At 72.0% G+C, this 26425-nt stretch carries 20 protein-coding genes and 1 pseudogene; 6 read left to right on the top strand and 15 right to left on the bottom strand.

The window, feature by feature from the left end; all coding sequences use genetic code 11:
* Positions 1 to 5: 5 nt before the first annotated feature.
* From OG933_RS04375 to OG933_RS04360, 4 genes are read left to right on the top strand one after another with little or no spacing between them, the layout of a single operon-like run.
* Positions 6 to 1166 carry an STM4014 family protein gene (locus OG933_RS04375; protein WP_362521993.1) on the top strand — a complete coding sequence of 387 codons (1161 nt, stop codon included), beginning with the start codon at positions 6 to 8 and terminating at the stop codon, positions 1164 to 1166.
* Positions 1167 to 1191: 25 nt separating this feature from the next.
* Complete coding sequence (locus OG933_RS04370; RefSeq protein WP_362522191.1) at positions 1192 to 2019, top strand: STM4013/SEN3800 family hydrolase; 828 nt, start codon at positions 1192 to 1194, stop codon at positions 2017 to 2019.
* Positions 2016 to 3374: an STM4012 family radical SAM protein gene (locus tag OG933_RS04365; RefSeq protein ID WP_405625470.1), complete on the top strand. Its 1359-nt coding sequence runs from the start codon at positions 2016 to 2018 to the stop codon at positions 3372 to 3374. Before OG933_RS04370 ends, OG933_RS04365 begins: the two co-directional genes overlap by 4 nt.
* A 10-nt stretch (positions 3375 to 3384) precedes the next feature.
* Positions 3385 to 4326 carry an STM4011 family radical SAM protein gene (locus tag OG933_RS04360; RefSeq protein ID WP_405625469.1) on the top strand — a complete coding sequence of 314 codons (942 nt, stop codon included), beginning with the start codon at positions 3385 to 3387 and terminating at the stop codon, positions 4324 to 4326.
* 6 nt (positions 4327 to 4332) lie between these two features.
* Here OG933_RS04360 and OG933_RS04355 read toward each other — a convergent pair whose 3' ends face one another.
* From OG933_RS04355 to OG933_RS04335, 5 genes are all read right to left on the bottom strand, one after another.
* The gene (locus OG933_RS04355) at positions 4333 to 6360 is read right to left on the bottom strand and encodes a glycoside hydrolase (RefSeq protein ID WP_405625468.1); all 2028 of its coding nucleotides are present in this window, start codon (positions 6358 to 6360) and stop codon (positions 4333 to 4335) included.
* A gap of 132 nt (positions 6361 to 6492) precedes the next feature.
* Positions 6493 to 8538, bottom strand: coding sequence for a beta-galactosidase (locus tag OG933_RS04350; protein WP_405625467.1), 2046 nt, complete (start codon positions 8536 to 8538; stop codon positions 6493 to 6495).
* 124 nt (positions 8539 to 8662) lie between these two features.
* Positions 8663 to 10000, bottom strand: a complete 1338-nt coding sequence (locus OG933_RS04345; RefSeq protein WP_362269532.1) for a sugar ABC transporter substrate-binding protein — start codon at positions 9998 to 10000, stop codon at positions 8663 to 8665.
* A 92-nt stretch (positions 10001 to 10092) separates the two neighbouring features.
* A complete protein-coding gene (locus tag OG933_RS04340; protein ID WP_362521983.1) occupies positions 10093 to 11016 on the bottom strand; it encodes a carbohydrate ABC transporter permease in 924 nt (307 codons plus the stop codon).
* A 3-nt stretch (positions 11017 to 11019) separates the two neighbouring features.
* Entirely contained in the window at positions 11020 to 11946 is a 927-nt protein-coding gene (locus OG933_RS04335; RefSeq protein WP_020129570.1) for a carbohydrate ABC transporter permease, read from the bottom strand.
* 293 nt (positions 11947 to 12239) lie between these two features.
* Here OG933_RS04335 and OG933_RS04330 point away from each other — a divergent pair, with 293 nt between their 5' ends.
* A complete protein-coding gene (locus OG933_RS04330) occupies positions 12240 to 13232 on the top strand; it encodes a LacI family DNA-binding transcriptional regulator (RefSeq protein ID WP_037735481.1) in 993 nt (330 codons plus the stop codon).
* 145 nt (positions 13233 to 13377) lie between these two features.
* On the opposite strand, the gene OG933_RS04325 is transcribed toward OG933_RS04330, so the two are convergent.
* From OG933_RS04325 to OG933_RS04295, 7 genes and pseudogenes are all read right to left on the bottom strand, one after another.
* Positions 13378 to 14031 (bottom strand): lysophospholipid acyltransferase family protein, encoded by a 654-nt coding sequence (locus OG933_RS04325; protein WP_362521980.1) that lies wholly within the window; start codon positions 14029 to 14031, stop codon positions 13378 to 13380.
* Between the two features lie 219 nt (positions 14032 to 14250).
* Positions 14251 to 15172, bottom strand: a pseudogene (locus OG933_RS04320) (VWA domain-containing protein); the annotation flags it as partial.
* Between the two features lie 39 nt (positions 15173 to 15211).
* Positions 15212 to 15889 carry a response regulator gene (locus OG933_RS04315; protein WP_405633231.1) on the bottom strand — a complete coding sequence of 226 codons (678 nt, stop codon included), beginning with the start codon at positions 15887 to 15889 and terminating at the stop codon, positions 15212 to 15214.
* 62 nt (positions 15890 to 15951) lie between these two features.
* A complete protein-coding gene (locus tag OG933_RS04310) occupies positions 15952 to 17235 on the bottom strand; it encodes a sensor histidine kinase (protein WP_405625465.1) in 1284 nt (427 codons plus the stop codon).
* A 133-nt stretch (positions 17236 to 17368) separates the two neighbouring features.
* Positions 17369 to 17545 carry a twin-arginine translocase TatA/TatE family subunit gene (locus tag OG933_RS04305; RefSeq protein ID WP_405625463.1) on the bottom strand — a complete coding sequence of 59 codons (177 nt, stop codon included), beginning with the start codon at positions 17543 to 17545 and terminating at the stop codon, positions 17369 to 17371.
* Between the two features lie 16 nt (positions 17546 to 17561).
* The gene (locus tag OG933_RS04300) at positions 17562 to 18137 is read right to left on the bottom strand and encodes a TerD family protein (RefSeq protein WP_020129565.1); all 576 of its coding nucleotides are present in this window, start codon (positions 18135 to 18137) and stop codon (positions 17562 to 17564) included.
* Between the two features lie 333 nt (positions 18138 to 18470).
* Complete coding sequence (locus tag OG933_RS04295) at positions 18471 to 19148, bottom strand: hypothetical protein (protein ID WP_405625461.1); 678 nt, start codon at positions 19146 to 19148, stop codon at positions 18471 to 18473.
* A gap of 367 nt (positions 19149 to 19515) precedes the next feature.
* Here OG933_RS04295 and OG933_RS04290 point away from each other — a divergent pair, with 367 nt between their 5' ends.
* Positions 19516 to 20496 carry a threonine/serine dehydratase gene (locus OG933_RS04290; protein WP_405625459.1) on the top strand — a complete coding sequence of 327 codons (981 nt, stop codon included), beginning with the start codon at positions 19516 to 19518 and terminating at the stop codon, positions 20494 to 20496.
* A 152-nt stretch (positions 20497 to 20648) separates the two neighbouring features.
* On the opposite strand, the gene OG933_RS04285 is transcribed toward OG933_RS04290, so the two are convergent.
* The 3 genes from OG933_RS04285 to meaB all read right to left on the bottom strand — a co-directional run bounded on the left by OG933_RS04285 (position 20649) and on the right by meaB (position 26423).
* Positions 20649 to 23549 carry a poly(A) polymerase gene (locus tag OG933_RS04285; RefSeq protein ID WP_405625457.1) on the bottom strand — a complete coding sequence of 967 codons (2901 nt, stop codon included), beginning with the start codon at positions 23547 to 23549 and terminating at the stop codon, positions 20649 to 20651.
* Complete coding sequence (locus OG933_RS04280; RefSeq protein WP_405625455.1) at positions 23549 to 25285, bottom strand: RNA ligase family protein; 1737 nt, start codon at positions 25283 to 25285, stop codon at positions 23549 to 23551. The genes OG933_RS04285 and OG933_RS04280 overlap by 1 nt, the downstream gene beginning before the upstream one ends.
* Positions 25286 to 25436: 151 nt before the next feature.
* Entirely contained in the window at positions 25437 to 26423 is a 987-nt protein-coding gene (gene meaB / locus OG933_RS04275) for a methylmalonyl Co-A mutase-associated GTPase MeaB (protein ID WP_054239028.1), read from the bottom strand.
* Between the last annotated feature and the right edge of the window lie 2 nt (positions 26424 to 26425).

Here is a 26425-nt window from a genome sequence, read left to right as displayed (position 1 = left end):
CACCCATGGGTCACCGTCCCTCCTCCCTCGACGGGTTCCGCGCGGAGCGCGCGCCCGAGCCGCGCCTGGCGGTGGTCGGCAACCCGGAGAACCGTCGGGTCGCCCTCTTCGAGGACGCGGTACGCGCGGCCGGCCTGCCGGCCCCGCGTGTCGTGCCGTGGGCGGACGTACTGAGCGACGGCGGCGCCGACTTCGCCGCCGAGGAGATCGTCCGCCTGGACTCACCCGGCGAGAACCCGGAGGTCGACCGGCTGCTGCGCGGCGCCACCGATCCGACACGGGTCGAGGGCTCGGGCCGCTGGTACACCCGCTTCACCACCGCGGTACGCAGCCTGCGCGGCGGCGTCCGCCTCGACGACCCGGACGAGCTGGCGGTGCTGTTCGACAAGCGGCTCTGTCACGCCGTCCTGGACGCGGCGGGCGTCCCGGTGCCCGCCTCACCCACCTCGGGTCCGCAGGGCGCGCCGGTGCGCGGCTGGGACGACGTGCGCGCGGCGATGCGCGAGCACCGGATGGCCCGGCTCTTCGTGAAACCCGCGCACGGGTCGTCCGCCTCGGGCGTCCTCGCCGTCGAGTCGGGCGGCGGCGGCCGGATCAGGGCCACCACCTCCGTGGAACTCGCCGCCGACGGCGGCCTGTACAACTCCCTCAGGGTGCGCCGTTACGAACGCGAGCAGGACATCGCGGCCATCGTCGACGCGCTCGCCCCGGACGGACTGCACCTCGAGCGCTGGCTACCGAAGGCCTCCCAGGACGGCCGGGCCGCCGACCTCAGGGTCGTCGTCGTGGCCGGTCGCGCCACCCACGCGGTGGTGCGCACCAGCCGCTCGCCGATGACCAACCTCCATCTCGGCGGCCGGCGAGGCGACCTGGACGCCGTCCGGGCGAACGTCGAGGCGGCGGGCGCCCGCTGGACCGACCTGCTGGGCGTGTGCGAGCAGGCCGCGGCCTGCTTCCCGCGCACCCTGTGCGTCGGTGTCGACCTGCTCCCGGCCGTGGGCTGGCGCAGGGCCGCGGTCGGCGAGGTCAACGCCTTCGGTGACCTGCTGCCCCGGCTCACCGGCCTGCCCGGCAGCGGCGCGGAGGGCCTCGACACCCATGCCGCCCAAGTGGCCGCCGTCCTGGGTGATCTCGCCCGGTACAGAACAGGAACACCGCATGCCTGAGCCCGACATCGACGAAGTACCCGACATGAACGAGGTGGTGGGCAGCCACGACCTCCTGCTGGTCACCCTCGACACACTCCGCCACGACGTCGCCGCCGAGCTGGCGGCCGCGGGCCGCATCCCCCACCTGGCCCGCCACCTCCCCGGTGGCCGCTGGGAGGAGCGGCACGCGCCGGGCAGCTTCACCTACGCCTCCCACCAGGCGATCTTCGCGGGCTTCCTGCCGACCCCGGCCGCCCCCGGACCGCATCCGCGGCTGTTCGCGGCGAGCTTCGCGGGCAGCGAGACCACCGCGGGCGGAACCTACGTCTACGACACCCCCGACCTCGTCTCGGGCCTCGCCGAGGACGGCTACCACACCGTGTGCATCGGGGGAGTGGGCTTCTTCAACCAGCAGGGCCCGCTGGGCTCGGTGCTGCCCGGCCTGTTCCACGAGGCGCACTGGGCACCGGAGTTCGGCGTCACCTCACCCGAGTCCTTCGAGAACCAGGTGGCCCGCGCCGAGGACGTCGTACGCGGACTGCCCGACGAGCAGCGGCTGTTCCTCTTCGTCAACGTGTCCGCCCTGCACCAGCCGAACTGGTTCCATCTGCCCGGCGCGACCCGCGAGACCGGCGACAGCCGGGAGACGCACGCCGCCGCGCTGGAGTACGTGGACCGGCACATCGGGCGCCTGTTCGCCGCCGCGAGCAGCAGGCGCCGCTGCTTCGCGATCGTCTGCTCCGACCACGGCACCGCCTACGGCGACGACGGCTACACCGGGCACCGCCTCGGCCACGAGTCCGTGTGGACCGTGCCGTACGCGCACTTCTTCCTCGACCCCGCACCCCGTCCGACGGAGGCCGGCCGATGACCACCGCCGAGCCGGCCACCCGCACCGGCCCGTACCAGCACTACGTCTACGCGTATCCGCACAAGACGGCCTACCGGGAACTCCCCGACCGCCCGTCCCTGAAAGCTCTCTGGGCCGCCGAGCCCAAGGACACACTCTCCCTCTACCTGCACATACCGTTCTGCGAGGTCCGCTGCGGCTTCTGCAACCTCTTCACCCGCATCGGCGCCCCCGACGGACTGACCGGCGCCTACCTCGACGCCCTGGAACGGCAGGCGAGGGCCGTACGGGAGGCGCTGGGGGAGACGGACGACGTCCGCTTCGCCACGGCCGCCTTCGGCGGCGGCACCCCCACCTTCCTCACCGCGGCCGAGCTGGACCGGCTCTGCGACATCGCCGAGCACCGCATGGGCGCCGACCTCCGCGCGGTCCCGCTGTCGGTCGAGGCCTCGCCCGCCACGGCCACCGCCGACCGCCTCGCCGTCCTGGCCGGCCGGGGCACCACCCGACTGAGCCTGGGCGTGCAGAGCTTCGTCGACTCCGAGGCCAGGGCCGCCGTACGCCCGCAGCGCCGCGCCGATGTCGAGGCGGCCCTCGCGCGGGTGCGCGACACCCGCATCCCGGTCCTCAACATCGACCTGATCTACGGCATCGACGGCCAGACCGAGCAGACCTGGCGGCACTCCCTGGACGCGGCCCTGGCCTGGCGGCCCGAGGAGCTCTACCTCTACCCGCTCTACGTCCGTCCCCTGACCGGCCTCGACCGCCGCGGCCCCGGCGGGGCCGCGGGCCCCGACCCGGCCTGGGACGAGCAGCGGCTGCGGCTGTACCGCGCCGGCCGCGACCACCTCCTCGCGCACGGCTACACCCAGCAGTCCATGCGCATGTTCCGCCGTACCGACGCCCCGCCGCAGGGCGCGGACGACTACGCCTGCCAGACCGACGGCATGATCGGCCTCGGCTGCGGAGCCCGCTCCTACACGGCCGGCCTGCACTACTCCTTCGACTACGCCGTCGGCATGCACCAGATCCGGGGCATCATCGACGACTACGTCGCCGCCGACGCCTCCGACTTCGCCCACGCCGAGGTCGGCCACCCCATGAACCCCCAGGAGGCGCGCCGCCGGCACCTGCTCCAGTCGCTCCTCCAGGCCGAGGGCCTGCGCCTCGACGACTACCGGGCCCGCTTCGGCGGCGCGCCCGCCGACGACTTCGGCCCCGAACTCGAACGCTTCGCCGACCGCGGCTGGCTGACCGACACGGACCCGACGACCCTCAGGCTCACGCCCGAAGGCCTCGCGCACTCCGACGCCATCGGCCCCGAGCTGTTCTCCCCGGCCGTGCGGGCCGCCATGACCGCCTACGAGCGGAAGTGACCCGGCCGCCATGGACCTGACCCTGCTCTACCGTGGCCCGCTCGCCTCCTGCGACTACGACTGCCCCTACTGCCCGTTCGCCAAGCGGCGCGACAGCACGGAGCAACTGCGCGCCGACCGGGCCGCCCTCGAACGGTTCGCGCAGTGGGCCGCGGCCCGCACCGACGACCGGCTCTCGCTCCTGTTCACCCCGTGGGGCGAGGGACTGGTCCGCTCCTGGTACCGGCGCACCCTCGCCGACCTCTCCCACCTCCCGCACATCCGCCGGGTCGCCGTCCAGACCAATCTCAGCTGCCGCACCGACTGGCTCGCCGAGGCCGACCCCGACACGCTGGCCCTGTGGTGCACGTACCACCCGGGCCAGACGCCGTACGACCGCTTCCTCGGCAAGTGCCGCGAACTGGCGGAGCGGGGCATCCGCTTCAGCGTCGGCGTGGTCGGTCTGCCCGAGCACCTCGACGCGGCCCGCCGGCTGCGCGCCGACCTGCCCGCGCACGTCTATCTGTGGATCAACGCCGCCGAGGGCCACACCTACGAGGACGCCGAGGCCGACCGGTGGACCGCCCTCGACCCGCTCTTCCCGTACAGCCGCCGTCCGCACACCAGCGCCGGCCTGCCCTGCCGCACCGGCGACTCGGTGATCTCGGTCGACGGCGAGGGGACCGTCCGGCGCTGCCACTTCGTCCGCGCCGAACTCGGCAACCTCTACGACGGCTCGTACCGTGCCGCCCTGCGCCCCCGCCCCTGTCCGCTCGCCGTCTGCGACTGCCACATCGGCTATGTCCACCTGGAGACGCTGCCGCTGTACGACGTCTTCGCGGGCGGGGTCCTGGAACGGATCCCGGCAGCCGCCCCCGCACAGCGCTCCGCCCGCATCACGACGATCGCGATGCGGGCGGAGACACGGGCGGGGACACGGGCGGGGACGACGGACCCGCAGGACGTGGGCTGACAGGGGCTAGGGGGTCACGTCCGTGACCCTCCAGCGTTGGTTGGAACCGGAGTTGGCCTGCCAGGTCGTGACGGCCGCGCCCTCGTTGGTCGCCTGACCGCCGACCTCGAGGAGGCGTCCGGTGGCCACGTTGACCAGGGTCCAGGTCCCGTCACCGGTGGTCGACATGATCCACTCGGTGGCCGGGTCACGCTCGCCGGTGTCGGGTTCGACCACCGGCACGTTGTCGCGGACGGCGAGGCGCTCGCCCTCGGCCGGGTTGGCGAAGACGTAGTGCTGGCGGGCGCCCGTCCTGCCGTACCGGGCGTCCAGCTGCCACTGCTGCGCGGTGCTGCCGTTGGCCGAGCCGATGACCAGGTTCGTGCCGTTGGCCCCTACGGTCACCGCCTTGCCGCTCTGCACGCCGGTCAGCGTGTAGGAGTGGCCCTTGCTGAACAGACCCGCGTTCTTCGCGACGCCGGAGACACCCTTGACGGCGAAGGAGGTCACGGACTGGGCGGGGACGGTGTAGGTGGCCCTGCCGTCGACGACCTTGACCGGGGCCTGCTGCCTGAGCTTGCCGTCGGCGCTGGTCACCGTGGGCGTGACGGTCGCGCTGCCCTTGACGGTGCGGAACTTGGACAGGTCGATGGTGACCGTGCGGGCCTCGGTGGTGCTGTTGACGTGGACGACCGAGGCGCCCTTGCCGTCCTTGGTCACGGCGGCGGCGCTGGAGGTGTCGTCCACCTTGATCAGCTTGTCGCCGGGCTTGATGAAGTGCGTGAAGTTCCTGGCCGTGTCGAACTTGGTGTTGGTGTAGATCGGGCAGGACTGGAGGGTGTCCGTGCTGGTGCAGCTGAACGGGAGCTGGATGGAGCCCCAGTTGCCGCCCTTCGCGGACTCGCCGCCCGGCTTCATGTTGTCGTAGTCCTCGACCGGCTGCCAGAACACCCAGGCGGTGGGCTCCAGTTCACGCAGGTCGTTCACCATCTGCTGGGCGAGCCCGAGGCCCGGACGCATGTCCGTGAAGCTCTGCCCGTCGCCCCAGTCACCCTCGACCTCGCTCATCCACAGCGGCTTGTCGGCGGCCTTGGCGAGATCACGCACGGTGGTGCGCTGCCCGGTGCCGTAGGTGTGTACGTTCATCTGGTCGACGAGGTCCTTGGATGCCTGCGAGTAGGCGTTCCAGTTCGTCGCGAAGATGGACGGGTTGGTCTCGTCCATCGCCGATATCCGCGCCTTCGTCTTCGCCTTCTTCAGCGCGGGCGCCAGCGCGGCGAGCACCTTCTGCTGGAGCTCGGGGCCGATGTGGGCGCCCTCCTGGCGGCCGCCCACGGGCTGGCCGTTCGCGTCCAGCCGGGTGCCCCAGTAGCCGGTGTTGGGCTCGTTGAACGGGTCGACGGTGTCGACCCTGATGCCCTCGGCCTTCTCCAGCCGCTTGGTCGCGCCCGCCACGTAGGCGGCGAAGTCGTCGACGGAGTCGGCCTTGAGCTGGTCGGTGTTGGCGTTGAAGCCGCCGGACACGTATCCGCTCTCGGTCATGAACCACGGAGGGGAGTTGCTGAACGTCTCCCAGTGGGTGATGTCCTTCTTGATGCGGTCCACCCACCAGCGCTGGGTGGCGTCGGCGTCCTTGTTCCAGTCGGCCGGGTCGTCCGCGCTCCACCAGTCGGTGTCCTCGCGGGTCGTGCCCTCGGGCGCCTTCCACCAGCCCTCGACGGCACCGCCGGCCCGCAGATAGTCCGTGACGTCAGGGGCGTTGCCGCCGCCGATGTTGTACCGGGCGATGTTCAGCGCGAGGCCGTCGTCGCCGAAGAGCAACTTGGCCAGCTTCTCGCGGATCGCCGGGGGATAGTCCCCGGTCGCGTTGGCGAACCAGACCAGGCTGGTGCCCCAGCCCTCGAACTTCTGCTGCTGGTACGACGGATCCGGCGTCACGGTGACGGCGGCCTCGGCGTGTGCCTGCACGGGGACGCTGAGGAGGGCGGCCCCGGTGGCCAGCGCGGTGAGTGCGGCGGCCCCGAGGTTCCGTCTGCTGCGGGTACGGCGTGCCATCTGTGCTCCCAACTGCGGTGCGGTCGCTGTGGTGGGCCCCTCCTGCCGCACGGGCAGGAGGGGATGGCCCCCGGCGCGGCCGCGGGCCGTGCCGAGGAGTCGTGGGGGCTTCGGGTGTGCGGGTGTGGGGCGTCAGTCGCAGGGCCGGCGCAGTACGGCGACCTCTCGCGGTCCGAGGACGAGGGCGCCCTCCGTGCCGCCGGTGCCGACCAGTACCTCTCCGTCCATCCCGGTCACCGGCACCGTGTCGTCGGTCCGGTTGACCAGGAACAGGAACCGTCCCTCGGCGCCGCGCCGGACGGTCAGCTCGACCGATCCCCTTACGTCCGCCGGGAGTTCACTGCCGACCCCGGCCGGCTCCAGCAGCCGGGGCAGCAGCGAGGTGAGCCCGTCGACACCGAGCCGGGTGGAGACGTACGAGGCGGAACCGTCGCCGGTCGAGCGCCGGGTGATCGCGGGGCGTCCGGCGTGCACACCGGTGCGGTAGTGCGCCAGCACCTCGGTGTCGCCGTCGGTGACGGTGATCCGGTCGGTCCACAGGCTGCCCGAGGTGGCGTCGTCCAGTTCCACGGACTCCCCGGCGAGCAGCGGGCCGAACTCCTCGACGCGGATGCCGAGCAGGTCGCGCAGGGCGCCCGGGTACCCGCCCAGCCAGACGTGGTCGTTCTCGTCGACGACCCCGGAGAAGTACGTGGTGACGAGGTGGCCGCCCCGCTCGGCGTAGCAGGTCAGTTCCTTGGCCAGTTCGGCCGGCACCATGTGCAGCACGGGCGCGATCAGCACCTGGTGCCGGGTGAGGTCGGCGCGGGTGGTGACGAGGTCGGCGCGGACACCGAGAGCGAGCAGCGCCGAGTACCAGTCGAGCGCCTCCTGCCGGTAGTCCAGCAGGGCGGTGGGGTGGGAGTCCTGTTCACTGGCCCACCACGACTCCCAGTCGTAGAGGATGCCGACGGCCGCCGACTCGCGCTCCGAACCCGCCACCGGGGCAAGGGACTTCAGCGTGGCGCCGAGGGCGGCCACCGCGCGGAACAGGTCGCTGTCCTCGCCGGCGTGCGGGACCATCGCCGAGTGGTACTTCTCGGCGCCGGCCGCCGACTGCCGCCACTGGAAGAAGCACACCGCGTCCGCGCCGTGCGCCACGTGCAGCAGCGAGTCACGGGCCAGGTCGCCGGGCCGCTTCGCCACGTTCACGGGCTGCCAGTTGACGGCGCTGGTGGAGTGCTCCATCAGGAACCAGGGCCGGCCGGCGGCGATGCCGCTGGTGAGGTTCGCCGAGAAGGACAGCTCGTCGCGGTCCTGCGGGCCGGGGTGGACGTAGTGGTCGTTGGAGACGAAGTCGATCTCGCTCGCCCAGTCCGGGTAGTTCATGCCCTTGGTGTTGCCCATCACCATGAAGTTCGTGGTGACCGGGATCTCCGGCGTGATCTCCCGCAGGATCTCCCGCTCCGCGACGAGGTGGTCCTTCAGGGCGTCCGAGGAGAACCGCTTGAAGTCCAGCTGCTGCGTCGGGTTGGGGTGCGAGGCGGCCAGCCGGGGCGGCAGGATCTGCTCCCAGTCGCTGTAGCGCTGCGACCAGAAAGCGGTGCCCCAGGCGTGGTTGAGGGCGTCGAGCGAGCCGTAGCGGGCACGCAGCCAGACCCGGAAGGCGTGGGCCGCGTCGTCCGAGTAGTCGTAGATGTTGTGGCAGCCCAGCTCGTTGGAGACGTGCCAGGCGACGAGCGCCGGGTGGTCCCGGTAGCGGTCGGCGATCTTCCGGACCAGGCGCAGGGCGTACTCACGGAAGACGGCAGAGGTGGGCCGCCAGTGCTGGCGGGCGCCCGGCCAGAGCGTCTCGCCGTTCGCCGTGACCGGCAGGATCTCCGGGTGGGCGGTGGTGAGCCAGGGGGGCGGGGAGGCGGTGGCGGTGGCCAGGTCGACGCCGATCCCGCCCGCGTGCAGCAGGTCCATGACCTCGTCGAGCCAGCCGAAGTCCCAGGTGTCCGGACCCGGCTGGATCCGGGCCCAGGAGAAGATCCCCACGGAGACGACGGTGACGCCGGCCTCCCGCATCAGCCGCACGTCCTCCTCCCACACGTCCCGCGGCCACTGCTCGGGGTTGTAGTCGGCGCCGTACGCCAGACGCGGAGCGGGGTCACCGTCCGCCCCGCGCAGCATGCGGGACTGGAGGGTGGAGATCATGGCGGTCCTTCCGAAAGTGGTGCACGGGGGCGGCGCGGCCCGGGTGCCGCGCCGCCCGGCGTTTTGTGCTTCCCGACTGCTTGTCGAGTGCGTGTCGAATGTCTGCCGGCTGCTTGCCGACCGACTACTTCTCGACGGTGAAGCCCTGCTCCTCGCCGTACTTGATCGAGGCGTCCTGCCAGGCCTTCAGACCGTCCGCCAGCTTGGTGCCGGAGACGTAGGCCTTGCCGACGGTGTCGTTGAAGATCGAGTTGGCGTACGGCTGGAACGGGAGGTACGACCAGTCGCTCGCCACGTTCGCCGCGGACTCGGCGAAGATCTTGTTCGCTTCCTGGCCGCCGAAGTAGTCGAACTTCTTGCTCTGGAACGCGGCCGACTCCAGCTCCGCCTTGGTGGCGGGGAAGGCACCCTCGCTGACCCGGGTGGCGACACCGTCACCGGAGTTGGCGTACTCGGTGAAGGCGTAGGCGAGTTCCTTGTTCTTGGCCAGCGCCGGGACCGCCAGCGAGCTGCCGCCGTTCTCCGCGCTCGCCTTGTCGCCCGCCGTCCAGGCCGGCATCGCCGCCGCGCGCCACTGGCCCGTGGCGTTCGGGACGCCGCTGACGAAGTTGGCGGGCATCCAGGCGCCGGTGGCCAGGGTGGCGATGGTGCCGTCGCCCAGGCCCTTGTACCAGTCGTCGGTCCAGCCGGTGACCGGGGCGAGCAGCTTCTCGTCGATCAGCTTCTGCCAGACCGTCTCGAACTTCTTGGCGCCCGCGTCGTCGAAGTTGACGGCGACCTTGGTGCCGTCGACCTTGTAGGGGCGCGAACCGGCCTGCCACAGCAGGGAGGTGGTCAGGCCCGCGTCGCCGGTGTCGTTGGCGATGTAGGCCTTCGGGTCGGCCTTGTGGAGCTTGCGGGCCGCGTCCAGGTACTCGTCCCAGGTGGTCGGGACGGCGATCTTGTACTTGTCGAAGACCGTCTTGTTGTAGAACAGCGCCATCGGGCCCGAGTCCATCGGCAGGCCGTAGACCTTGTCGCCGTCGCTGACCGCGTTCCACGGGCCGGGCGTGTACTTCGAGGCGAGCTTGTCGGCGCCGTAGGGGGCCAGGTCGGTCAGGCCCTTGGTCAGGGAGTACTGGCCGAGCGCGAAGTACTCGACCTGGGCGACGTCCGGGACACCCTTGCCGGCCGAGATCGCGTTGGACAGCGCGGTGTAGTGCTTGTCGCCGGAGCGCTCGCTGACCAGGTTGACCTTGACCTTCGGGTACTTCTTCTGGAAGTCGGCGGCCACGGTCTTCAGGGTGGGCTCCCAGGCCCAGACCGTGATGTCGCCGCCCTTGTCCAGGGCAGCCTGGATGTCGTCGGCGGAGACGGCCTTCGTGTCGGAGTCGTCGTCCGAGCCGCCGCAGGCGGTGACGCCCAGGGCGAGGGTGGAGACGAGGGCGATGCCGCGCAGGATGCGGCTCGTTGTTCTGCGCATGGGGCTGCTTCCACTTCTTCGTGGGTGGGACAGGTGAGGGTGGGGGTGGTGCCGGTGGTGCTCAAATGTGGGGCTTGGGGGCGCAGCCCACGTCACTCCTTGACACTTCCGGCGGCGAGGCCGGACTGCCAGTACTTCTGGAGGAACAGGAAGGCGGCGATCAGGGGGATGATCGTGAGCAGGGATCCCGTGATCACCAGGTTGAAGATCACGTCGCCGCCGATGGTCTGTGCCTGGGAGCTCCAGGCGCTCAGACCCAGCGTCAGCGGGTACCAGTCCGGGTCCTTCAGCATGATCAGCGGGAGGAAGTAGTTGTTCCAGGTGGCGACCGTGGTGAACAGCAGCACGGTCACGATCCCGGGGGCCAGCAGCGGCAGCGCGACCTGGAAGAAGGTCCGCACCTCGCTCGCCCCGTCCATCCGGGCCGCCTCCAGCAGCTCGGTCGGGATCGCCTCCGCGGCGAACACCCACATCAGATAGAGGCCGAACGGCGACACGAGCGACGGGATGATCACCGCCCACGGGGTGTCGGTCAGCCCCATCTTGCTGAACATCAGGAAGGTGGGCACGGCCAGCGCCGTAGCCGGTACGGCGACCGCACCGATCACCACGGCGAAGATCGCACGCTTGCCGGGGAACTGGAACTTCGCCAGTGCGTACCCGCCCAGCACGGCCAGCAGTGTCGCGCCGCCCGCACCGAGCACCACGTACAGCAGGGTGTTCAGCAGCCAGCGGCCGAAGATGCCGTCGTGGTAGGTGAAGGTGGTCCGGATGTTGTCCCACAGGGCGAAGTCGTGGGCGAACCACAGGCCGTTGGAGTCGGCCAGGCCCGACTGGGTCTTCGTGGCGTTGATGACCAGCCAGATCAGCGGCACCACGGTGTAGAGGGCCATCAGGGCCATCAGCACCGTCAGCAGCACATTGCGCTTGGGCTTGCCCGGGGTGTGGTTCTTACGGGGGGTTCGCAGCCTCGGGGCGGTGTTCTTCACGGGGGAGGCGGTGACAGAGGTGCTCACGGGTCACGCTCCCTTGCGCATGCCGCGCAGCTGGACGGCGTAGGCGACGATCATCGTGATGACGCCCATGATGATGGCCACCGTCGCGGAGTAGTTGTGCTGCTGGCCGTTGAAGGACAGCGAGTACGTGTAGAAGTTCGGCGTGTAGTCCGTGGTGATGGCGTTCAGCGCCAGCGGACGCAGGATGCTCGGCTCGTTGAAGAGCTGGAAGCTGCCGATGATCGAGAAGATCGTCGCGATGACGAGCGCGCCCCGGATCGCGGGCAGCTTGATCGAGCTGATGATCCGCCACTGGCCGGCGCCGTCGATCTCCGCCGCCTCGTACAGCGAGGTCGGGATGACCCGCAGCGCCGAGTAGAAGATCAGCATGTTGTACCCGACGAACTCCCAGGTCACGATGTTGCCGATGGAGGCGAGCACCCAGCTGGGGGAGAGCAGGTCGGGCAGGGTGACACCGAACGCGGAGTTGATGTCGCCCACCAGGCCGTACTTGGTGCCGTACATGAAGCCCCACATCAGGGTGGCGACCACGGCGGGCACGGCGTACGGCAGGAAGATCGTGATCCGGAAGAAGCTCTTGCCGTAGAGCCGGCCGCTGTCCAGTGCCAGCGCCACCAGCAGGGCGATGCCCAGCATGATCGGCACCTGGATCGCCAGGAAGAGTGCCACCCGGCCGACTGCCGACCAGAACGCGTCGTCCTGCAGGGCCCGCGTGTAGTTGTCCAGCCCGACGAACTGGTTGCCGCCGATCAGCTGGTCCCGGAAGAGGCTCAGGTAGATCGAGTAGATGATCGGGGCCAGGAAGACCAGGGCGAAAACGGCCACGAAGGGACCGATGAAACCCCACCCCGTCCAGGAGCGGCGGTCCCCTTTCGCCGGAGGAGGTGCCGGCCGCGGCTCGGCGGCCACCGGCGGTTGCAGCGTCGTCATGTCGTTCCTCGCTCGTCCAGTCCTGGAACCGGGGCGGTGTTGCGCGGAGATTTCCGAACGCCCCACCGCCACCATGATGTTTACGTAAACATCAGCCACGCAAGAGGCTCGGCAAGCTGTTATGTTTACGTAAACATCTGATGGCGGCATGTCTACACTGCCCCGATAACGATGGTCAAGGGTCCTCCGGGGAGACCGTGGCACCTGCGCCGACAGAGAGGTGGGCACACCGAGTGGACATGGCTGAAAGAACACCGGCCCAAGTGCCGGGACGCGGCCGGGCCACCGCCTCCATGGCGGACGTCGCACGGCTCGCCGGGGTGTCCTCGCAGACCGTCTCGCGGGTCTCCAACGGTTACGCGGGTGTGAACGAGGAGACCCGGCAGCAGGTCCTCGAGGCCATGAAGGAACTCGGCTACCGCCCCAACAGCGCCGCCCGCGCCCTCAAGCGCGGTGAGTTCCGCACGATCGGCGTCATCACGTTCACGCTGTCCACGACCGGCAACGTGCGCACCCTGGAGGCGATCGCGACCTCGGCGGCCGCCGAGGGATATGCCGTGACACTGCTCCCGGTGGCCGTCCCCACCACCGACGAGGTGCGCGGCGCGTTCTCCCGGCTGGAGGAACTGGCCGTGGACGCGGTGATCGTCATCATGGAGGTCCACCTGCTGGACGCGGCCACCGTGAAACTTCCGCCGCACGTCCAGGTCGTGGTCGTGGACTCCGACGCCGGCGACCACTACACCGTCGTGGACACCGACCAGGCCGGCGGCACCAGGACCGCCGTCCAGCACCTCCTCGAACTGGGCCATCGCACCGTCTGGCATCTGGGCGGCCCCGAGGACTCGTTCGCCGCACAGCGCCGCGCCGACGCCTGGCGGGCGGCCCTCACCGAGGCGGACCGTACGGCGCCGCCCCTGGTCAGGGGCGACTGGTCGGCGGAGTCCGGCTACCTGGCCGGCCGTGAGCTGGCCGCCCGGGAGGAATGCACCGCCGTCTTCGCGGCCAACGACCAGATGGCCCTCGGCCTGCTGCGCGCCCTGCACGAAGCCGGGCGCCGGGTGCCCGAGGACGTCAGCGTCATCGGTTTCGACGACATCCCCGAGGCCGGCTCCTTCCTGCCCCCGCTCACCACCCTGCACCAGGACTTCGCCGAGGTCGGCCGGCTCTGCGTCCAGGCCGTGCTGCGCAAGATGCGTCCGGACGGTTCGGAACACGGAACGACGCTCGTACCGACGCGGCTGGTGCTGCGGCAGAGCACGGCGCCACCGCCCGCGGAGCGCTGACAGCCGCGTCTGATCCGGGTGCCGGGGGGCGGCCGCTGGGGGGGTCCGCGTGCGGTTGCTGCCGCTTCGGCTGGCGGCTGCCTCACGGGTCCGCGGTGGCTGTCTCGCAGGGGCCGCCGATGCTGGCTCGCGGGTTCGCCGGTGGCTACTTCGGGTGTTCGCCCACGGCGCGGGCCGCCGTCCGCCAGGCCGCGGTGACGGCGAGTCGGGCGGCCGCCGTGCCGCGCTCCGTCTCCGCGGGCAGCCGCATCGGCGCCCCGAGGTGGACATGGCAGTGCGGACGCCGGACGGGCGCCGTCAACGTGCCCGCCAGCTGCTTCGCGGCCGACCCCGAGGCGATCCGCCGGGCGCCCGCGTGGCCCACCGGCACCACCAGCGCGCCGGTCGCCTGTGCCAGACGGGCGAGCCCGGTACGGAACGGCTCGGGCGCGGTGGCCGCCGCGTCCCTGCGGCGCGGCAGCCGGCCCTCGCCGTAGAGGAGCACGTGCCGGCCGCCGGCCAGTGCCTCGGCGGCGGCGTCGAGAGCCAGCGCCGCGTGCGCCGTACGCCGGTGGACCGGGATGTGACCGTCACGGCTCAGCGCTCTGCCGAGCAGCGGTATGCGCCACAGTCCCGCGGTCGCCATCACCACCGGCTCGAGCTCGAGCTGCCGCAGCGCGGTCATGACGACGGCGGGGTCGGCCATGGAGTCGTGGTTGGCCACGAAGAGGGTCCCCGCGGGCAGGCGCAGCTTGATCTCACTGGTGACGGTGAGCCGCCCGAAGAACGGTGTCAGGGCGATGACGGCACGGCTGAACACGAGGGAACCTCCGGTAAGGGCGATCGGAGCCTCAGTGTCGTGCCGCGGGGGAGGAGAGCGCCTGAGTACGGATACTCAACGAGCACGCCGAAACCCGCTGTCGCCGAAACCGTGCTGTCGCCGAAACCCGCTTGCATCGAAGTCCGTCGGCACCGGAGCCCTGTCGTGCCGAAGTGCGGTGGTGTCTAAACCGGATGCCTCGGGCCGCCTCGACCGGCGCTAGATCACGCGGAAGAGGTCGGCGGCGGCGTGCACGTCGGTGAAGTCCTCGACCGAGCGGAGGTTGTCGCACAGGGCCTCCGGAACCGAGCCGGCCGCGGCGGCGCGCGGGGCGCCGACGGCCACACCGAAGACCCGGAAGCCCAACCGGTGCTTGGTGTCGTTCCAGCCGCGCATCCATTCCTCGGTGACGCCGCAGTCGTCGTCGGTGATCAGCACGATGTCCCCGCGGGCGCGGGCGGTGTCGTCGAACTCCTCCTCCAGCAGCTCGCCGGCCGTGCTCAGCGGCCGCTGGCAGCTGGTGCCGCCGCCGAGGAAGGTCTCCGCGAAGTCGAGCATCCGGTCGGTGCCGACGGGCCGGCCGGCCGGGAAGCGGAAGACCTGGATCTTGTCGGCGGCGGAGAACAGGATGCCGACGAAGTCCCGCCCGCAGTGGCGGGCCTGGTCCAGCAGCGCCAGGGCGCACGCCTTGGCCCACGCCTCCCGGGTGACTCCGCCGGGCCCTGCCTCGTACATGGAGTGCGAGGTGTCCACGCACGCGATGACGGCGCCCCGGCCGGTGCTCTGCTCTCCCTGGCTGTCGTAGAGCATCAGCTCCCCGGCGGCGCAGCGGGCGGCGAACACCGCGCGCAGCTCGGGCAGGCCGAGGCCCGACACCCCATGCCCGCATCAGCGCGGCCTCCTCCCGCGCGCCCTCGGCGGCCTTCGCCGCCGCGTTCCGCGCGGCGGCACGGATGCCAGGGACGGCCGCCGCGAGGGCCTGCACGGCGTTCTGGACGGCCTGCCGAGCAGTGGCTTCGGCGGCTGCCGCGGCCTCGATCGCCCGTTGCGCGGCGTCGGCGGCCGACGCCGCGGCGGTGCTCTCCTCGTCGGACCCGTCGGCGGCCTGCCGGAGCACCTCGTCCATGGCGGCCTGTGAAGCCATGTTGGGCATTGTCGGTCGAAGCGCTTCACTGTCCTGTCACTGTCCTGAGGGACTGACCAGTCCCGTCCGGTAGGCGACGATCACCGCCTGGACGCGGTCGCGCAGTCGGAGCTTCGCCAGGATGCGGGAGACGTGTGTCTTGACGGTCGTCTCGGACAGGTGGAGCCGGGCGGCGAGTTCCGTGTTGCTCAGACCCTGGGCGAGCAGACCCAGGACCTCGAGTTCGCGCGGGGTCAGCGCGGTCAGGTCGGGATGGCGGTCGCCGGCCCCGGCGGCCGATGCCGCGCGGCCGTCCTCCCGGTGTCCGCCTCCGGTGCCGGGCTCGCCGCGGGCACGCTGTCCGTGCCCGCCTCCGCCGTGGCGTTCCACCAGGCGGCGGGTGATGGCCGGGGAGAGGAGGGCGTCCCCGGTGCGGATCAACCGGACGGCGGCGACCAGGTGTTCGGGCGTGACGTCCTTGAGCAGGAAGCCGGCGGCGCCGGCCGCGAGAGCGTCGTAGACCACGTGGTCGAGGTCGAACGTCGTCAGGATGATCACGCGTGGTTCGCCGGGGGCGCCGGTGAGGATACGGCGGGTGGCTTCGAGGCCGTCGAGCCTCGGCATGCGGATGTCCATCAGGACCACGTCGGGGCGGGTGCGCCGGACCGCTTCGACGGCCTCCTCGCCGTCACCCGCCTCGGCGACCACGTCGATGCCATGGGCCGTGAGGATCATGCGGAAGCCGGTGCGGACGAGGATCTGGTCGTCCGCGACCACCACCCGCGGCGGGCCGTCGGTCACGTCGTCTTCTCCCGGGGCAGCAGCGGAATCAGGGCCGCGACACGGTAACCGCCGTCAGGAGCCGGGCCGTTGCGCAGGGTGGCACCGTAGACGCCGAGGCGCTCGCGCAGGCCCAGCAGGCCGTGTCCGTCGCCGGTTCCCGCGGGAGCGCCGGGAGCGCCGCCGGTGTCGGTGACCTCGACGCCGAGGTCCGACTCCCCATAGGCGATGGTCACGGCCGCCCGGGCTCCGGCCGCGTGCTTCATGGTGTTGGTCAGCGCCTCCTGCACCACCCTGTACGCGGCGAGATCGATCCCGGCCGGCACCGGGAGCCGCGCGCCGGTCACGGTCAACTCGACGGGCAGGCCGCAGGCGCGCACCCTGCCGACGAGTTCCTCCACCTGGTCGAGGCCCGGCGGCGGTGCCGTGTCCGCCGAGACCGCCCCGATGTCGTCACGGTCGTCACCGGAGTTCATCAGGAGCAGGCCCATGGCATGCCTCAGCTCCGTCATGGCGGCGCGTCCCCCCGCCTCGATCGCGAGGAGCGCCTCACGCGACTGCGCGGGCGCGGCGTCCAGGACCGTACGGGCGGCGCCGGCCTGGATGACCATCACGCTGACGTGGTGGGTGACCACGTCGTGGAGTTCGCGGGCGATGCGGGCCCGTTCCTGCTCGGCCGCGCGGCGCAGCTCCGCGGCCCGCTCGCGTTCCAGCTCGGCCATCCGTGTCTGCCGTTCGTCGGCACGGGCCCGCCAGGTACGTACGCCGTACGCGGCCATGGCGAGCGGGAGGAGGACGAGCAGGGGGACGTACCGGTCCGGGACGGCCGGCACCCCGGCGTCGCCGATCGAGGCGAGCACGAGCAGTGCCAGAGGCGGACCGGCCACGATCGCCGCACGGTACGGGCTGTGGGCGATGGCGCTGTAGGTGGCGACGACGAAGGAGTAGAAGACGATCCGGGCCTCGCCGTCCGGAGCGAGGATCCCCGCGCCCAGCACGACCCACAGCACGGCCAGGGGAAATCGTCTGCGCAGCGCCAGGGGCAGCGTGACCAGGAGCGCGGGTACGACGGCACCGGGCCAGGTGTCCGCTCCGGTCCGCGCCCGCTCCACGCCGTCGACGAGCAGGTAGCTCCGGCCGACCCCGGCACTGAGGGCGTAGACGGTTGCGGCCACGGCGAGGACCAGAGCGAGCAGCGCGTCGAAGAGGAGGTTGCGCCGGGTCGGCCGGGGCAGCGGCGCGACCGGACGCACCAGCGCGGCCCCGGCCTCGCGTATCCGGCCGGCCGCCTCGACGTTCATCACCGGTTCATTCTCACCGAGCCCCGTCCGAGGGACGTCCTCCCGGACGTCCCTCTTCCGGCCGCTCGTACTCCTGGCGCCTACATCTCAGGGAGGACACCGGCCCGAGGTCGTACCCACCGGCGGCTACGGATCAGTTGGGGTGCCGACGCTCCCCGTCGGGGGACTCCCCCTCCTTCGCCGCCCGCGCCTCCGCCTTCAGGATGCGCGCCGACTTTCCGGCCGAACGGGCCAGTTCGGGCAGCTTCCTGGCGGCGAGGACGGCAATGACGACGACGAGGAGGATGGCGAATTCGCTCAGTCCGAACATGAGGAAGCCGCCCCGGTCAGACGTTGACGCCGAAGTCGGCGGCGATCCCGGCCAACCCGGAGGCGTAACCCTGGCCGACGGCACGGAACTTCCACTCCGCGCCGTTGCGGTACAGCTCGCCGAAGACCATCGCGGTCTCGGTGGAGGCGTCCTCGCTCAGGTCGTACCGTGCGATCTCCTGGCCGCCCGCCTGGTTGACGACACGGATGAACGCGTTGCGGACCTGGCCGAAGCTCTGACCACGGTTCTCGGCGTCGTGGATGGAGACCGGGAAGACGATCTTGTCGATCTCGGCGGGTACGGCGGCGAGGTTCACCTTGACCGACTCGTCGTCGCCCTCGCCCTCACCGGTGAGGTTGTCGCCGGTGTGCTCGACCGAACCGTCCGGGCTCTTCAGGTTGTTGTAGAAGACGAAGTGCTGGTCGGACAGGACCTTGCCGGACGCGTCCAGGAGCAGGGCGGAGGCGTCGAGGTCGTAGTCGGTGCCCGTGGTCGTCCGCACGTCCCAGCCCAGGCCGACCAGGACCGCGGTCAGGCCCGGCGCCTCCTTGCTCAGGGATACGTTGCCACCCTTGGACAGGGAAACTCCCACTGTCTTCCTCCTGGTTGAGACGGGTCGAGACCGGTCGGGACCGATCGGGATGTCATGCGCGGTTGCGCCCGAATCGAATCTACAGCACTGTAGAAATGATGGGGAGGCGGCGCTTGACCGGAAGTATGACTCGTATCATCGCCGACATCTCGGTCTCCCTCGACGGCTTCGTCACCTCAGACCTGCCCGACGGGCTCCGCACGGCCCCTTCGGCAGCCGTCAGCCGTCGGCCGAGTCGAGCTGTTGGGTGAGGAGGGCGCGTCGAACGGCGGGCCTCAGGTGCCTTCCCTCTCCGTGTCTTCGGGCTGACCCGCAGACACGGAACGGGAAGTGTCACGCGTCGGCCGGCGCGGGCTGTTCCTCGGACTGGGCGGTCGCGGCGGACCGGGACGAGTCGGCGGCGGTGTAGAAGACGGACGAGCCCTGCTTGGAGCGCTGTGCCTGGGTCTTGGCGACGAGGCCTTCGAGGGTGGTGCGGATCACGGTGGTCTTGATGGCGCGTTCGGGGTGGGCCTGGCCGAGGGCGGTGGCGATCTCCGCTGCCGAGCGGGGTTCGCTCTGCTCGGTGAGGTGGCGGCGGACCAGGTCCACGAGGGTCGGCTGGGCCGTCTGCGCGGCTTCGGCCTTGCCCGCGCTCGGCTTCCCGGCCGACTTCCGGGCCGTCTTGTCGGCCGTCTCGGCGGGCTGGGCGCCGGTCTTCCCGCTCGGCTGGGTCTTCTTGCTCGGCCGGGTCCGCTTGGCCGTGCCGGACGGGGCGGCCTTCTTGCGCGGGGCGGGCACCGGGACGTTGCCGGACGGCGGTGCCGTCGTGTCGGGCACCGGCACCGCGTCGATGGCCTGCTGGATGTTGACGAGCACCGTGTGATCCCGCTGGAGGGATGCCAACTGCTCTTGCAGGGCGGCGATTTCCACGCCGACACGTTCCTGCTCCTTGGTGTTGCGTTCCAGGTCGGCGGTCACCTGAGCGGTGTACTGCGAGGTGAGTTCGGTGGCGGAGGCGTTCTCGGACATGAAGCGCACAACCTTTCCTCGGTGTGAGGCGGCAGTCGACGGACCTGCCGGGCCCGCCCTCCGGGCGGGTCGATGCCTGCCGGGCACACCACTGCGAAGCCCTGTGCAGAGCACTGATGGAGAGATAGTACGGACAAGCGGAGGAGATGGTTCTCTTCATGTGTCCACCGGGTCGGGTCCACCCGGGCACATCGGCGATCCGGGTACGCACCCGACGTCGCCGCCCTCGTCGCGCCGGAGCCGCGCTTCGGGCCCGGCCACGTCGTCGAGCGCCCCGAGGTTCACACAGCCGGATCGAACTCAACCGACCCGCAGGAATGGACAATTGCTCGATGGAGCAGCGCGGGCGGCACTACGCTGCCATGTCGTGCAGGAGACACGCCTCGACACCGCTCGTATCCGGGCGGCTCGCCGGGTGATCGACCCGGTGTTCCTCGACACTCCGCTGTACCGCTGCGAGGCGCTGGAGCCCCGGCTCGGGTGCGCCGTGAGCATCAAGCTCGAAACGGCGAACCCCGTCCGCAGCTTCAAGGCACGCGGCACCGAGGTCGTCGCGAGCCTGCTCGCCGACCACGGCCCCCGAGCCGTGGTGTGCGCCAGTGCGGGCAACCTCGGCCAGGCCCTCGCCTGGTCCGGCCGCTCCCGGGGGCTCGAGGTCGCCGTCGTGGCATCCCGCTTCGCGTCCGCGGCCAAGCTTGATCGCATCCGCGCGCTGGAGGCCAGTCTTGAGCTGGTGGACGGCGACTTCGAGATGGCCCGCGAGCGGGCGGTGGCGGTCGCGCGGCACGAGGGCATCCGGCTGGTCGAGGACAGTCTGGACATCGAGACCTGTGAGGGCGCGGCGACCATCGGCCTGGAACTGGTGGACAGGGCGCCGTCGTTCGACACGGTCCTGATCGCTCTCGGCGGCGGGGCGCTGGCCACCGGGGTGGGTCATGTGGTGAAGGCCTTGGCGCCCGAGGTCGAGGTGGTCTGCGTCCAGCCGCTGGGCGCACCGGCGATGACCCACTCGTGGCGCCGACGGAGCGTCGTCACCACCGACTCGACCGACACCATCGCCGACGGTGTCGCCGGCCGACGCCCCATCCGGGCCGTCCTGGACGACCTGCTCCTGGTCGCCGACGACGCCGTCCTGGTCGAGGAGGCGTCGATCGTCGCCGGTATGAGGATGCTCCTGGACCACGCCGGCCTCGTCGTCGAACCGTCGGCCGCGCTCGGCATCGCGGCGATCCTCGAAAACCGTGACCGCTTCGCCGGCCGGCATGTGGCCACCGTCGTGTGCGGCAGCAATGTCGACGTGGACGCCTATCGCCGCTGGGTCAATACGCCTTTCACCGGCAGGCTTTGACGATTTCCCGCCCGGTTGCGCCGCCTTCGACCTCCTGCCGGGCCTGCAGGATCTGTCGCGCGGCGGGCGCGTGCAGGGCGCGGACTTGCGTGCACGTGGCAGGCCCGGCGCGTCGGCGGTCGTCATGTGTCGGCGCACGGCGGTCGTCGATGTCAGCGCACGGTGGGAATCGCCCCGCCCTCGACCCGTGTCACCTGGACGCCCGGCAGGCCGGTGCCCCATCGGTCGGCGATGCCCGCGAGCCGTTCCGCGTCGAGCGGTGTGTGCCCCAGCCCGATGGCGTAGCGCGCGCTCGAGGCTCCCTCGGTGGACGTGGGCCCGGGGGCCAGGGGCTGCGGCCAGGCGTGCGCGTCCTGCACCCCCGCCTCTTGCAATGCCCTGAGCAGCGCGCGCATGCGTCCGCGTACGCGCCCGTTGAGCTCGTCGAAGGCTTCCTCCTGCCGGCGCGGGACCGTCACGACGGCCCAGGCCGCGTGCCGTCGGTGCAGCGGCGGCGGGCAGAGCAGCTCGGGCCAGGGATCCGTGCCCGACTCGGCCGCGCTCTCCACTGTCTCCCAGGCCCGGTAGAGCTCCTGGCTCAGCAGGTCCCGGCCGTGCGGGCCGACCTGTTCGGTGCAGGAGCGCACGGGGGCGCTGGGCGTCAGCACGGTCACGGCCGCGCCGGTCCCGCGACCCATTGGGGCGAGACCGACGGGCTCCCGCCAGTCCCACGCGGCCCAGGTGCCGAAGAACCGTCGCAGCAGATCGCCGGAGTCCACGAGGTCCGGGGACCGGCGGACCGTGAGAGCCGCAAGCACCGCCCAGGCCACTCCGGGCAGACCGCCGAACGGTGCCCCGTCCAGGCCGCGCGCCCGCGCCCACGCCTTCACTCCTCGTGCCAGCACCACGAATTGGTGTCGTCGGTGGACGCCCACGGCCGTCAGGACAGCCTCCGCGTCGGAGACCGAGCTGAGCGCGATCGCCGCCTCTTCCCCCAGTTCGGCCCGCCGGGCCGGCGCGTCCTTCGCCGGTATCGACCCCGTGGCCACGACCACCAGATCCACGTCGAGCCCGCCGAAGCGGAACCGCAGACCCGGCACGCGCGCGCCGACGACCTCGCGCATCCGCTCGACGCCCGGCAGCGCGGCCGTGACCCGCTCCCGCACGGCCGCGAGGTCCACGGCGCCGGGCAGCGCCGCGACGACGTCGACATCGGATCCGGCGAGCGCGCAGCCCATGCGCCGCGACCCCGCGAGACGGACGGCGCCCTCGCCGAGCGCGTCCGTCAGGCGCCGCACGACCTGCTCGGCCGCCGCGTCGTCCGAAGCGGGCTGGACGGCCGCGTCGGCGGCGGGCGCGGCCCAGTCCTGCCACCCGCGGTCGGGCCTGCCGAGGGCAGGCTCGGGAAGCCATCGCACCTCGCCGGTGCCGAGGGCGACCGTGGCCCGCGGCCGCATCGGTTCCTCGCCCCGCCGGGACAGCAGGACCAGTTCGCCGACCCGCGCGGTCATCGGGGAGAGACGGGCCGCGCAGTCGACGGCGACGGCCCGAGGGTCGGCGGTCCGGCCGAGGCTCAGGTGCGGGGTGAATCCGTCGTGGCGTCCACGGCAGCGCGGGAAGCGCCGCACGAGCGCCTGCCACAGCTCCGCCCACGGCGTGTCGTCCTCGGCCGCGGGGTCCAGCCACACCGTGGCGCCGTCCCGGTGGCCGAAGGTGTGCAGTCCCTCCAGCCGTGCCGTGAACGGCGCGACCTGCGCGGCCGCCGTGGCCAGCAGCGGGGCCGCCCGCTCGAAGTCCGACTCGGGGACGAACCCGAACAGCACGTTGACGTGCGGCGGCCAGCGCCGGATCTGCACGTCGTGGTCGCGGCGCACGTCCTGGAGCGCAGGCCACAGTGCGCGCGGAGGGACCCACGCCAGTGCCGTACGGGGTGTCGGCGCGACGTCGAGCACGTCGACGGGCGCGTCGGCACCGCAGTGCAGGTCGGCGGCGACCCCGTAGTGGTCGGAGACGAACAGCCCCGACGAGGTGGGCGTGTCGCCCAGCAGCGCCGCCCCGGTGACGCGCGGACCGTCGCCGGGGCGGACGAAGACGCGGTCGAGACGCGAGACGCGGCCCGACAGCGACGAGACAGCGGCCAGCGGATTGACGCCGGGATCGAAGGTGGGCGTGTGATCGTGCGGCCCGTGCGCCTCGGTCCAGGCGTCGCGCATGCCGAGCGTGCGCGCCGGGCCGGGTCCTCCGTCGTTGAAGTCGCCGACCAGGACCAGGCCACCCGCCACCCCGGCCAGCCCCTCGGCGAGCCGGGTCAGTTCGGCGCCGCGCCGGGTCGGCCCGTCCTCGGAGTGGTCGCTCGTCAGATGGGTGGCGGCCACGGTCAGCGGTGCGGACACCGTGTCCACGACGACGGCGGTGACGGCCTTGTGGTGGCCGAGGACGTGCAGGGCCGCCTCCCGCACCGGCAGCCGGCTGAGGAGGAGGAGACCGCAGTCGTCGACGTCCTTCCCGTAGGGGTCGGTGCCGACGGTGTAGTGGGCCCGGACCCAGGCGGCGTCCAGCAGCATGGCCAGCAGCCCCGCCTCGACCTCCTGGAGGGCGATGACGTCCGCGTCGGCGCGTTCGAGCGCGTCCAGCAGCAGCGGGCGGCGCAGGGCGGTGTCGATGCGGTCGCTGTCGTAGCGGTCCCACAGGGTGTTCCAGGTCAGCACCCGGACCCGGTCCCGCCCCGTCTCCCCCCGGGCGGACGCCGCGGGCATCCAACGGCCGGCGGACGCGTCCCACGCGTGCGGCGGCCGTGCCGTGAAGAAGGGCGCCCGCAGCCGCCGTGCCTCGCGGACCCGGCCGGCGCCGGACGCGTCGACGCGGTCCACGCCCGTGGCGCGGTCCCACACGACCTGGCCGTCCGCCTCCACGAACAGCACCCGGTGCCACGGGATCTCGCCGCCCGGCACGAACGTCGGCAGCGGCACCCGCTTGGGCGCCGCGCCGCGCTGGTTGATGCCGAGCACGAACCGCGCGGGGTCGAAGCGGGGGTCCCAGCGCACGCGGTGATAGATCTCCTCGCTGGTACGCATCAGCCGTCCTCCCCGTCCAGTGTGCCGTCGTCCACTGTGCCGTCGCGGTCCTGCACGGTCCCGTCCGCACCCACGTACCAGGTGCGGTGCGCCTGACCGGGATACGGCGGCACGAACCGGCGCAGTTGACCCGTGAGCACGTCCGCCGGCACCGGATGGGCGCGCGTGGCGTTGCGGCGCAGCAGTTCGTCCTCGTCGGTGAGCACCACGGCGTGCGTGACCAGCGCGTCCCGGCGACGTGCCACGGCGTGCACCAGGGACCGCTGGTGCGGGTTGAGCGATGTGGCGTCCCACACCACCGTCCCACCGGCGCCGAGCGCTCCGTCCAGCCGCTCCAGCCCCTCCCGCAGCACCTCCCCGTTGGCCTTCTGGTCCGCCCGCGAACCGCGCGCCGCACGCAGTCCGTCCAGTTCGACGCGCGCCGAAACGTCCTTGAGTCGCGCCGCGAAGGCGCTCTTGCCGCTGCCCGACGGCCCCACGAGGTGCACCAGCCGCGGAAAGTCCCCGCTCCGCCACCGCCAGGTCGCCGCGACGGCCTCCTCCACCGTGGAGACCCGCCCCTGCGCGTACAGCTCCCGTGCCTCCGCCCAGCACCGGTCCCCGGCCGCGCCGCCGATCGCTTCCCCCGCCAGCGCCCGGCGCAGCCCGGACCGCAGCGGCCCGAGCGGCCGCTCGCCGAGCAGCCCGGCCTCCTCGGCGTGCAGAGCCGACCACTGCGCCTGCTCCCGCGCCTGCTCGTCCTGCGCGACCGCCCCCGCCACGGCGTGCAGCACCCCGAGGTCGGCGGCGAACGACATCCGCACGAGTCCGGCCCGGCGCTCCGCGTCCGGGTACGGCCGGTGCACGGCGGCGTGCAGTCCCACCAGGTCGGCGACCCGCCGCGCGAGCGGCACGCCCAGAGATCCGGCGGCGCGGCTCATCAGCCACGGCCGTCGCGTGCGGTGCAGCAGCGCGGCGAGCACCCCCGCGAGTCGCGCGTCGCCGCTCCGCCCGAGCGTGTCCAGCCGGGCACCCACCTCGGCGGCGGCGTCCGCGTCGCCGTCCGCCACGCCCACGACCCCGCCCAGGGCCTCCGCGTCCGGCGCCGCCCCGGACCGCACCGCCCACAGCGCGGCCGCGGGTCCGAGCCCGTTGGCGACGACCGCCGCGTGCATCCAGTGCGTCCCCGTCGTGACGTGCCCGGGCCGCACCCACTTGGCGACCCGCCCGGCGAAGTCCTCCCGCGCGAAGCCCTCGGCGGTGCGTACGACGTAACCCTCCTGCCGCCCGGTCTCCACCCGCAGCCGCCGCAGCGCCCGCTCGTCGAACGTCCCCCGCCACAAAACCGGCGGCGCCGGCACGCCCAGCCCTCGCAGGAACCGCACGGTCTCGTCCCAGCCCAGGCACCGGTCACGCTCGTCCCACACGGAGAACCCGTAGAAGTAGCTGTCCAGGTCGTCGTACGGGATCGAGTGCCGCGCGTACAGGTTCTCTCCGCAGACCCGCCACCCCGCAGGTATCCGCGCCCCCACCCGTCCCTGCAGGGCCTTGACCCACGCTCGCGACGGATGGTGCGCGGAATCCAGCGAGCGGGCATGCAGCCCGTCCGCGTACAGCGTGGTGTTCTCCCCGTCGAGCTTCTCGGTGACGACGATCTCCCGCCCCATGAACCCGCCCAGAGCACCGGCCCGCACATCGTCCGCGGAAAAGCCCGGTGACCAGGGCACATGAGGGGTTCGGGGGTAGGAGGCGCGCATGGCCGCCACTATAGGAGCGCGGAAACGACCTGCTCCAACGGAATATCGACCGGCGGCGACTGCCCGCCGGTTGAACCGGCCCGCCGCGCGCCGGCCCGGGGGAGTGCGGCACCGGAGCGGCAGACCCACGCGAACGTGCGTGGGCAGTTCCTCAGTTCTCCTCTCCGCCGAACACCTTCAGGATGCGCTCCGCGGCCAGTGTGGCCGTCAACTCGCCGTCTCTGACCTGTTGTTCGAGGGCGGGTGCCAGGGACCGTACCGCCGGGGCGGCGTGCAGGCGGCCGAGGAGTTCGTCGCGGACCATGGACCAGGTCCAGTCGACCTGCTGCTCGCGGCGCTTGGCGGCGAGCCGGCCGGTGGAGTCGAGCAGGGTGCGGTGCTGTTCGAGGCGCTCCCAGACGGTGTCCAGGCCGGCCGCCTCGCGGGCGCTGCAACTGAGGACCGGCGGGGTCCAGGCGGCGTCCCTGCCGTGCATGAGCCGCAGGGCGCCCGCCAGTTCACGGGCCGCGGCGCGGGCGTCGCGTTCGTGCGGGCCGTCCGCCTTGTTGACGGCGATGACGTCGGCCAGTTCCAGGACGCCCTTCTTGATGCCCTGGAGCTGGTCGCCGGTGCGGGCGAGGGTGAGCAGCAGGAAGGAGTCGACCATGTTGGCGACCGCGGTCTCCGACTGGCCGACGCCGACGGTCTCCACCAGGACGACGTCGTAGCCGGCGGCCTCCATCACCACGATCGACTCGCGCGTCGCCTTGGCCACCCCGCCCAGCGTGCCCGAGGTCGGGGAGGGACGGACGAAGGCCGCCGGGTCGACGGCCAGGCGTTCCATCCGCGTCTTGTCGCCGAGGATCGAGCCGCCGGTCCGGCTGGAGGACGGGTCCACGGCAAGGACGGCTACCCGGTGGCCCAGTCCGGTCAGCATGGTGCCGAAGGCGTCGATGAACGTCGACTTGCCCACGCCCGGCACCCCGCTGACGCCGATCCGCCGCGCCTTGCCGCTGTGCGGAAGCAGCTCGGTCAGCAACCCCTGGGCCAGCGCGCGGTGATCGGGCCGGGTGGACTCCACGAGCGTGATCGCGCGGGCCACCAGGGCCCGCTTGCCGTCGAGTACACCCTTCACATACGTGTCGAGGTCGATGGCCATGG

It is taken from the genome of Streptomyces sp. NBC_00016, from assembly GCF_045040885.1.
Lineage (GTDB): Bacteria > Actinomycetota > Actinomycetes > Streptomycetales > Streptomycetaceae > Streptomyces > Streptomyces coriariae.
The sequence above is the reverse complement of the archived record's forward strand: the minus strand, read 5'-3'. Positions and strand labels throughout refer to the sequence as shown.